Origin of the sequence: Sphaerotilus sp. (genome assembly GCF_041083715.1) — a bacterium.
Lineage (GTDB): Bacteria > Pseudomonadota > Gammaproteobacteria > Burkholderiales > Burkholderiaceae_C > Sphaerotilus.
Map to the genome: position 1 here is coordinate 1 of NZ_JBFPGY010000193.1, position 9,252 is coordinate 9,252.

Consider the following 9,252-nt stretch of genomic DNA (forward strand, 5'->3'; position numbering starts at 1 on the left):
GAGACGGTGTAGCCGGAGGCGACCTGGCCCTCGACGACGGAGCCGGGGCCGGAGATGGAGACGAGGCAGGTGTCCTCGGGGCCGGGGGTGCCGGGGCCGAAGGGGCCGGCGTCGTCGGTGATCGTCGTGGTGACGCTGGCGTGGATCGGATCGATGCCGACGGCCGCGGTCTCGCCGGCAGTGGTGCTGGCGATCGTGACGGTGTAGGGCTCCGCACCTTCGGCCAGCGCGTCGTCGATGGTGGCGATGTCGAAGGTGGCCGACGAGTGCCCGGCCGGAACTGTGACCGAGGTGACGGCGGTGTAGTCCTTGCCGGCGGTGGCAGCTCCGGCATAGGCCAGCGTCACGGTCACATCGACTGTGGTCGCATGCGACAGTGTGACGACGTAGTTGGAGGCGGTCTGTCCTTCGACGACGCTGGAGGGTCCATCCAGACGAACGACGATGCCGGTGTCCACGACGACTGGGGTGTCGGGCAAGCTGGTGCCGCCCCCGTTGAACGGGTCGCCCGCATGGTGGATCTGGTCGTAGGCGTACTGGTACTCCTGCGGCGAGACCACTTCGATCACCCGGTCCACGACGATGCCGGCCTGCAGTGATCCTTCGCCACCCTGCGCACCCGCGCCGGTGACGAAATCGAGTTCGCCGTCGTCAAGGCGTGTGACCAGTCGGTCGAGATCGGGATCGCCTGTGGTGACGAAGTGTTTTCCCTCGACGGTCAACTGCACGATGCCGTGCTGCTCGGTCAGCAGCACGTCGCCCTTGTGGATGACGTCCCCCAGCTGGAGCGGTGTGCCGCTGCCATCGTCCTGGCGCTTGACGGCGCCGCCCCACAGTCCGGTCACCACCCCTGCCGGCATGCGTGCGGGCACGTACTGCACATTCAGCGTCGACTGTTCATGGCGATGTGCCGTGTCGTTGCGGGCGGAAGACGCGCGGGCGGACGCCAATGCAGAGGCGGACTTGGAGGCGGGCATGGAAAGCCTTTCGACGAGACGCGAAACCGATGAGCGAGCGCGTCGCCCGTGCCTGCTCGGCACGGGGAGCGCGGATGTCGTCGATATCGGCGTCAGGCTCGTCGGCCTTGAGCCCTGGATTCAGCGCCTGGTTCCCTCTGGTCAGGGGGTTGGCACGAAGGTGTCGACTGCGTCCGAGATCAGGCCGTCCAAGCCAAGATCGAGCAGCAGATCGGCACGTTCGGTGTCGTTGACCGTGTAAGCCAGAACGCGCAGTCCGTCGTGGTGCAGCGTGCGGACGAGGTCCGCGTGGACCAGCGATTCCTCCAGAATCACCGCCACGCAGTCCAGCCGCTCGGCGATCTCGAAGCAGTCGGGTGCCAGCTTGTCGAGCAGCAGGGCGCGCGGCAGCTCCGGCACCGCCTCGCGGGCAGCGGCCAGTGTGCGGGGTTCGAAGGAGCTGAGCAGCGGCCAGACGCTCAGCCCGTCCCGCACTGCCTCGCCCCAGCGTTGCCGGACGATCTGGGCGACGATCTGCCCGGTCCGCGCTTCGTCACCGGGCACCGGTTTGAGTTCCAGATTGAGCAGGTGTCCATTGCGCAGGCAGAACGCGGCGATGGCATCCAGGCTGGGTGGTGGCTCGCCGGCGTACAGGCGGCTGTGCCAGCCACCCGCATCCAGCCGCGCCAGATCGGCCCAGTTCAGGTCACCCGCACTGCCGGCGGCATCGGTGGTGCGCTCCAGCGTGTCGTCGTGCAGCAGGAAGGGCACACCATCCGCGCTCAGCTTGACGTCGCACTCGAAGGCTCGCCAGCCCAGCGCAGCCCCGGCACGAAAGGCGGCCAGCGTGTTCTCGGGCGCGAGCCGGCCTGCGCCGCGGTGGGCGATCCAGGTCGGGTAGGGCCAGGGCGCGACCAGGGCCACGGTCGGGATCGGTGGTTCTGCGTCGACGTCGTTCGGCAGGGTACGGTTCGGACTCATCGAGCACTCCAGTGCAGGCGAAGTCTGCAGTCTGCAGCATTCGGCGCCGCCGCGGCGTTGCGCCGTGTCAGGTGAAGCGGTTTGGTACAAACAACACTTGTCAACCGGCCAAAGCACTTGTACGCCGGCTGAAATGGCTGCTGCGGTAGCATGGCGGGCTCTGCGCGCGCCTCGCGCGCTGCTGCTTTCGCGGCCACATGAACGCACCGCTTCCCCTGAATCCGCTCCTCCAAATGCCCGGTACCCTCCTGGACCCGGCGCACGCCGAAGCTCGCCTGCGCGAGATTCCGTACAACTACACCTCGTTCTCGGACCGCGAAATCGTGATCCGTCTGCTGGGCGCCCGGGCCTGGGAACTGCTCGACCGCCTGCGCGGCGAGCGCCGCACCGGCCGCTCCGCCCGCATGCTCTACGAGGTGTTGGGCGACATCTGGGTCGTGCAGCGCAATCCGTATCTCGAAGACGACCTGATCGACAACCCGAAGCGGCGCCAGCTGCTGATCGACGCGCTGCACCACCGCCTCGGCGAGGTCGAGAAGCGCCGCGATCCTGGCAACGATGCCGGCCGTGACGTGCTGGTCGGCGAATTGCTGAAATCGGCGCGTGGTGCGGTCGAGCGTTTCGGCGAGCGCTTTCGCATGGTCTATGACCTGCGCCAGCGCACGAAGAAGATCCTGGGCCGCCACACGCGCAAGGACAACCTGAAGTTCGACGGTCTGAGCCGCGTCTCGCATGTGACGGACGCCACCGACTGGCGTGTCGAGTATCCGTTCATCGTGCTGACTCCGGATACCGAGGAGGAAATGGCCGCGCTGGTGGCCGGCTGCGTCGAACTCGGCCTGACCATCATTCCGCGTGGCGGTGGCACCGGCTACACCGGCGGCGCCGTGCCGCTGACGTGGAAGAGCGCGGTGATCAACACCGAGAAGCTCGAACAGATGACCGAGGTCGAGCTGGTCGACCTGCCGGGCGTGGCGCACCAGGTGGCGACCGTCTGGACGGGCGCAGGGGTGGTGACACAGCGTGTGTCGGATGCCGCCGAGCGTGGCGGCTTCGTGTTCGCGGTGGATCCGACGTCGGCCGAGGCAAGCTGCATCGGCGGCAACATCGCGATGAACGCGGGTGGCAAGAAGGCCGTGCTCTGGGGCACCGCGCTGGACAACCTGGCCTCGTGGAAGATGGTGACGCCCGAGGCCAAGTGGCTCGAAGTGATTCGCCTGAACCACAACCTGGGCAAGATCCACGACATCGAGACCGCCAGCTTCGAGCTGAACTACTACGATGCGACCGGCAAGACGCTGGAGCGCACCGAGCGCCTCGACATTCCGGGCCGCACCTTCCGCAAGGAGGGCCTGGGCAAGGACGTCACCGACAAGTTCCTCGCCGGCCTGCCCGGTATCCAGAAGGAAGGCTGCGATGGCCTGATCACGTCGGCGCGCTGGGTCGTCCACCGCATGCCGGCGCATGTGCGCACCGTCTGCCTGGAGTTCTTCGGCAATCCGATCCAGTGCGTGCCCTCGATCGTCGAGATCAAGAACTTCATGTTCGACGAGATGAAGAAGCCCGGTGGCGCAATCCTGGCCGGGCTGGAGCATCTGGACGATCGCTACCTCAAGGCCGTCGGTTACGCGACCAAGAGCAAGCGTGGCGGTTTCCCGAAGATGGTGCTGATCGGCGACATCGTCGGCGACGACCCGGATGCCGTGGCGCGGGCGACCAGCGAGGTGATCCGCCTGGCCAACGGCCGCTCGGGCGAGGGCTTCGTGGCCATCAGTGCCGACGCCCGCAAGAAGTTCTGGCTCGACCGCAAGCGCACCGCCGCCATCTCCAAGCACACCAACGCGTTCAAGGTGAACGAGGACGTGGTGATTCCGCTGGAGCGCATGGGCGAATACACGCTGGGCATCGAGCGCATCAACATCGAACTCAGCCTGCGCAACAAGCTTGCGCTGGTGGATCGGCTGGAGGCGTTCTTCACGGCGGGCAGCCTGCCGCTGGGCAAGACCGACGATGCGAGCGAGATCCCGAGCGCCGAGCTGCTGGGCGACCGCGTGCAGCAGGCGCTCACGCGCATCCGCGAGGTGCGTGCCCAGTGGCAGCAGTGGAAGGATGGCCTCGACACCGTCCAGCCGGGTGTGGACGGCGCCCTCGGTCGCAGCTTCTTCGACCAGGTCCAGGACGCCAGCCTGCGCGCCTCGTGGAAGACGCAGCTCCTCAAGCCGTTCCAGCAGCAGATCTTCGCTGGCAGTGCGTTCATTCCGGTGATCGACGAGTGCAAGCGCATCCACAAGGAAGTGCTGCGCGGACGGGTGTGGGTCGCGCTGCACATGCACGCGGGTGACGGCAACGTCCACACCAACATTCCCGTCAACAGCGACAACTACGAGATGCTGCAGACGGCACATGAAGCCGTGGCGCGGATCATGGTGCTGGCGCGCAGTCTCGACGGCGTGATCTCGGGCGAGCACGGCATCGGCATCACCAAGCTCGAATTCCTCACCGACGACGAGCTGAAGAACTTCGCGACCTACAAGGCCAAGGTCGATCCGGAAGGCCGCTTCAACAAGGGCAAGCTGCTGCGCCAGAAGGACCGCCAGACGGACCTCGGCGCCGACACCCGCTCGGCCGACCTGAGCGAGGCCTACACGCCGAGCTTCGGGCTGATGACGCACGAATCGCTGATCATGCAGCAGAGCGACATCGGTGACATCGCCGCGTCGATCAAGGACTGCCTGCGCTGCGGCAAGTGCAAGCCGGTGTGCGCCACGCACGTGCCGCGCGCCAACCTGCTCTACAGCCCGCGCAACAAGATCCTGGCGACCTCGCTGCTGATCGAGGCCTTCCTGTATGAAGAGCAGACCCGTCGCGGCATCAGTCTGAAGCACTGGGAAGAGTTCGAGGACGTGGCCGACCACTGCACGGTCTGCCACAAGTGCCTCAGCCCCTGCCCGGTGAAGATCGACTTCGGCGACGTGTCGATGAACATGCGCAACCTGCTGCGCAAGATGGGCCAGAAGAGCTTCCGCCCGGGCAACGCCGCGGCGATGCTGATGCTCAACGCGACCAACCCCGAGACGATCAAGCTCGCCCGCAGCGCGATGGTCGGCGTTGGCATGAAGGCGCAGCGTCTTGCACACGACCTGTTCAAGTCGGTGGCGAAGAAGCAGACGTCGGCGCCACCGTCCTCGGTCGGCACCGCGCCGATCAAGGAACAGGTGATCCACTTCATCAACAAGAAGCTGCCGGGCGGTCTGCCGAAGAAGACGGCGCGGGCGCTGCTGGACATCGAGGACAAGGACTACGTCCCGATCATCCGCAACCCGAAGGCGACGACGGCCGAGACGGAAGCGGTGTTCTATTTCCCGGGCTGCGGCTCGGAGCGGCTGTTCTCGCAGGTCGGGCTGGCCACGCAGGCGATGCTCTGGCACGCAGGCGTGCAGACGGTGCTGCCGCCGGGCTACCTGTGCTGCGGCTATCCCCAGCGCGGCTCGGGCCAGTTCGACAAGGCCGAGAAGATCATCACCGACAACCGGGTGCTGTTCCACCGGGTCGCCAACACGCTGAACTACCTCGACATCAAGACGGTAGTGGTCTCGTGCGGCACCTGCTACGACCAGCTCCAGGGCTACGAGTTCGACAAGATCTTCCCTGGCTGCCGGATCATCGACATCCACGAGTACCTGCTGGAAAAGGGCATCACGCTGCAGGGGCAGGGCGGTTTCCTCTACCACGACCCCTGCCACACGCCGATGAAGCTCCAGGACCCGATGAAGACGGTCAAGGCCTTGCTGGGCGACGGCGTCATCGAGAGCAAGCGCTGCTGTGGCGAGTCGGGCACGCTGGGCGTGAGCCGGCCGGACATCTCGACCCAGATCCGTTTCCGCAAGGAAGAGGAGATCCTCAAGGGTGAGGCGCAGTTGCGTGCGGCGGGGCACCAGGGCGACCTGAAGATCCTGACCTCGTGCCCGAGCTGCCTGCAGGGCCTGACCCGCTATGGCGATGACCTCAAGAGCGGCCTGCTCGAAGCGGATTACATCGTCGTCGAGATGGCCCGGCAGATCCTTGGCGAGAACTGGATGCCTGATTACGTGCAGCGTGCCAACGCGGGCGGCATCGAGCGGGTGCTGGTCTGACGTTGCCGTGGTCACCAAGTGTCGATCGGTGTATCTCTTCATCAAATAGAACGAGATTCATCCATCGATAACGTCATAATTTCACACAAATCGACGGACAATTCATGATGCTGCGGTGCCGCAATGCACCGCGGTCGGCGATGAAGAGTGTCCGTTCCAGTCAAGGATTCCCCATGTCGCGCCCATCCACCCCCCAGCCGACTGCGCTGACCCTGCACCAGCAGTCCCGCGTGCTGGAAATCGGTTTCAACGACGGCGCCGTCTTCCGCTTGCCCTACGAACTGCTGCGGGTGTATTCGCCGTCGGCTGAAGTGCGGGGGCATGGTCCCGGGCAGGAGGTGCTGCAGACTGGCAAGCGCTTGGTCGAGATCGTCGACATCGAGCCGGTCGGGCACTACGCGATCCAGCCCTCGTTCAACGATGGCCACAACACCGGGCTCTACACCTGGGAGATGCTCTACGACCTGGGTGTGAACCAGGACGCCTGCTGGCAGGACTATCTTGCCCGGGTGAGTGCCGCAGGCGTCGAGCGAGATGCTCCGATGCTGCTGGCTTCTGGCAGTGCTTGCGGCAGCCACTGACCATGAGCGATACCCATTTCGGTTTCAAGACCGTCGACGAGGGCCAGAAGGCCCGGATGGTCCGTGGCGTGTTCGATTCGGTCGCTTCACGTTACGACGTGATGAACGACCTCATGTCCATGGGGTTGCATCGGGTCTGGAAGGCCTATGCGCTGGCTGTGTCAGGGGTTCGCGACGGACACCAGGTGCTGGACATCGCTGGCGGCACCGGGGACCTCAGCCGCGCCTTTGCACGCAAGGTGGGTCCGACTGGTGGTGTCGTGCACACCGACATCAACGAGGCCATGCTGCACACGGGGCGCGACCGGCTGGTGGATGAAGGTCTGGTGCTGCCGACGGTGATCTGCGACGCGGAGAAGTTGCCGTTTCCGGCCGCGCATTTCGACATCGTCAGCGTCGCTTTCGGTCTGCGCAACATGACCCACAAGGACGTGGCACTGGCAGAGATGTGTCGCGTGCTCAAGCCGGGTGGCAAGCTGCTGGTGCTGGAGTTCTCGAAGGTCGCGGCGCCGCTTGGCAAGGTGTACGACTGGTACTCCTTCAGCGTGTTGCCACGTCTGGGTCAACTTGTGACTGGCGATGCCGATAGCTACCGCTATCTGGCTGAATCCATTCGCATGCACCCGCCGCAGGCCGAACTCAAGGCGATGATGAAGTCCGCCGGCTTTGGACATGTGGATGTGCACAACTTGTCTGCGGGCGTTGTCGCACTGCATGTGGGCTTGAAATGCTGAATGTGATAAGTGCACGATAGGGCGGCTCGGCGTTTATTTCATTTCGGATTTCGGTATTCCTATATTTATCAAATTTTGATGGTGCTGTCAGAATCATGGGCATCTGCTTATGCAGTGTTTTATTAAAGAGTTGGTATCAGTCTTCACTTGACCGTTATTACGTCACACAATCATGGTGAGATGGCACCTGATCGGGGGATCGACGATTGCCTTGGTCTTGCTCCTCTTGGTCTTGAGGCGAGAATTCAAGAAGTCGATCCAAACGGTTCGTGATGTGAGATGTGCATGAGGTGGCGTCTCGCTTGTTTGCCTAGGGGGCCAGAGGATGTTCAGAGTTTTTCAGCACCGTACGTCGGGAACGCACTTCGTGGAGTTGTTCGCTGACGGCGTGCTCTGTTTCATAGCGGCACTGCTGTCCGCCGCCACGCTGGCGCACCCCGTGCCGGGGGTCAACCCCCTGACGCAGGTCATCAGTCCCGTCATCCTGTTCTCGGCATTTTCCTTCGCCTTGGTGATGGCCCTGCTGTACTCGTTCGTCGGACTCTATCGCCACCGCAATCTTGGCTTGGTGCCGATGTTTCTGCGCATCGGATTTGCATTCGTGATCGGTGGGTATATTACATACTTGGCCATCAAGTATGTCCGTTACGATGGATATGCCAGCAGTCTGGTTGGATATTCTCTGATTTACCTGATGGGTGGTCTTACGATTTATCGTGGTGCGGCTTGGGGTATTCGGCAAATGGTCGGAACGCGCCGGGTGCTGATTGTCGGGACCGGTCCGGATGCGCGTCAGGTTTGTACCGATCTGCGTGCCGGGGGGCATTGGGCCGGTTATGACGTGGTCGGGTTCTTTCCTACTGCGGAGCAGACGGACCGGGGCGCCTTGCGGGGTGCGGCCCACATATTCGATACGCGCTTGCGCATGGTGGATCTGGTGCGTGAACACAAGATCAGCGAAATCATCGTCGCGGTGCGTGAACAGCGCGGCGGCGGTGTTCCGATGGATCAGTTGCTGGAATGTCGTATCGGCGGTGTGCCGATCATGGATCTGGCCTATTTCTACGAACGCACGAAGGCCGAAGTGCCTGTCGATAGTCTGAAGGCCAGTTGGCTGGTATACGGCGATGGTTTTGTCCAGGGCCGGGCCCGGGAGTTCACCAAGCGCGTTTTCGACATTGTCAGCTCGTCGCTGCTGCTGCTGCTTGGTGCACCGGTCATGCTGTTGACGGCACTGGCCATTCGGATGGACAGCGTGGGTCCGATCCTCTATCGCCAGGAGCGTGTTGGTCTCGGCGGCCAAGGCTTCATGTGCATCAAGTTCCGCAGCATGCGCACCGATGCCGAGAAGGACGGTGTCGCTCGCTGGGCGTCGAAGAACGACTCACGCATTACCCGCGTGGGTGCATTCATCCGCAAGACCCGAATCGACGAACTTCCTCAATTGTTCAGTGTGCTCAAGGGTGAGATGAGCATGGTGGGGCCACGTCCTGAGCGCCCCTCATTCGTGGCGCAATTGCGCGAGCAAATCCCGTTCTATGACCTTCGTCACACCGTCAAGCCCGGTCTGACCGGTTGGGCTCAGGTACGCTATGCGTATGGCGCTTCGCTGGAAGATGCCCGGAAAAAACACCAGTTCGATCTTTACTATGTCAAGAACAACTCGCTGTTGCTGGATTTGCAGGTACTGATCGAAACCGTCAGCGTCGTGCTGTTCCGAGAAGGCGCGCACTGAGCTGGTTTTGAGTTGCGGGCACGGTCTGCGCGTCGGTGTCGCACAAGATTAAATTTGTAATGAATTGCCGTTGTCCCGCGGTACCATCCGGGACTGTTGCAACGCGGTGCGCTTGCAGACCATTGAGAGGAA

General features: G+C 63.5%; 6 protein-coding genes. 4 read left to right on the forward strand and 2 right to left on the reverse strand.

Annotated features, from left to right (window positions below):
- The coding region (locus AB3X43_RS08565) for a Calx-beta domain-containing protein (RefSeq protein ID WP_369429423.1) at positions 1 to 977 on the reverse strand (977 nt) is incomplete at its 3' end.
- A gap of 141 nt (positions 978 to 1,118) precedes the next feature.
- Positions 1,119 to 1,937, reverse strand: coding sequence for a glycerophosphodiester phosphodiesterase (gene ugpQ, locus AB3X43_RS08570; protein ID WP_369429424.1), 819 nt, complete (start codon positions 1,935 to 1,937; stop codon positions 1,119 to 1,121).
- A 197-nt stretch (positions 1,938 to 2,134) separates the two neighbouring features.
- Here ugpQ and AB3X43_RS08575 point away from each other — a divergent pair, with 197 nt between their 5' ends.
- The 4 genes from AB3X43_RS08575 (at position 2,135) to AB3X43_RS08590 (ending at position 9,120) form a co-directional block, all read left to right on the forward strand.
- Positions 2,135 to 6,070 (forward strand): DUF3683 domain-containing protein, encoded by a 3,936-nt coding sequence (locus AB3X43_RS08575; protein ID WP_473965091.1) that lies wholly within the window; start codon positions 2,135 to 2,137, stop codon positions 6,068 to 6,070.
- 173 nt (positions 6,071 to 6,243) lie between these two features.
- Positions 6,244 to 6,651, forward strand: a complete 408-nt coding sequence (locus AB3X43_RS08580) for a gamma-butyrobetaine hydroxylase family protein (RefSeq protein ID WP_369429426.1) — start codon at positions 6,244 to 6,246, stop codon at positions 6,649 to 6,651.
- A gap of 2 nt (positions 6,652 to 6,653) precedes the next feature.
- Entirely contained in the window at positions 6,654 to 7,385 is a 732-nt protein-coding gene (ubiE, locus tag AB3X43_RS08585) for a bifunctional demethylmenaquinone methyltransferase/2-methoxy-6-polyprenyl-1,4-benzoquinol methylase UbiE (protein ID WP_369429427.1), read from the forward strand.
- 367 nt (positions 7,386 to 7,752) lie between these two features.
- Positions 7,753 to 9,120, forward strand: coding sequence for a TIGR03013 family XrtA/PEP-CTERM system glycosyltransferase (locus AB3X43_RS08590; protein WP_369429428.1), 1,368 nt, complete (start codon positions 7,753 to 7,755; stop codon positions 9,118 to 9,120).
- Positions 9,121 to 9,252 lie beyond the last annotated feature (132 nt).

Excerpts from the sequence above, each read along its gene's own strand:
- AB3X43_RS08580 (WP_369429426.1), top strand. The coding sequence starts at position 6,244 with ATGTCGCGCCCATCCACCCCCCAGCCGACTGCGCTGACCCTGCACCAG.
- ubiE (WP_369429427.1), top strand. The coding sequence starts at position 6,654 with ATGAGCGATACCCATTTCGGTTTCAAGACCGTCGACGAGGGCCAGAAG.
- AB3X43_RS08575 (WP_473965091.1), top strand. The coding sequence starts at position 2,135 with ATGAACGCACCGCTTCCCCTGAATCCGCTCCTCCAAATGCCCGGTACC.
- ugpQ (WP_369429424.1), bottom strand. The coding sequence starts at position 1,937 with ATGAGTCCGAACCGTACCCTGCCGAACGACGTCGACGCAGAACCACCG.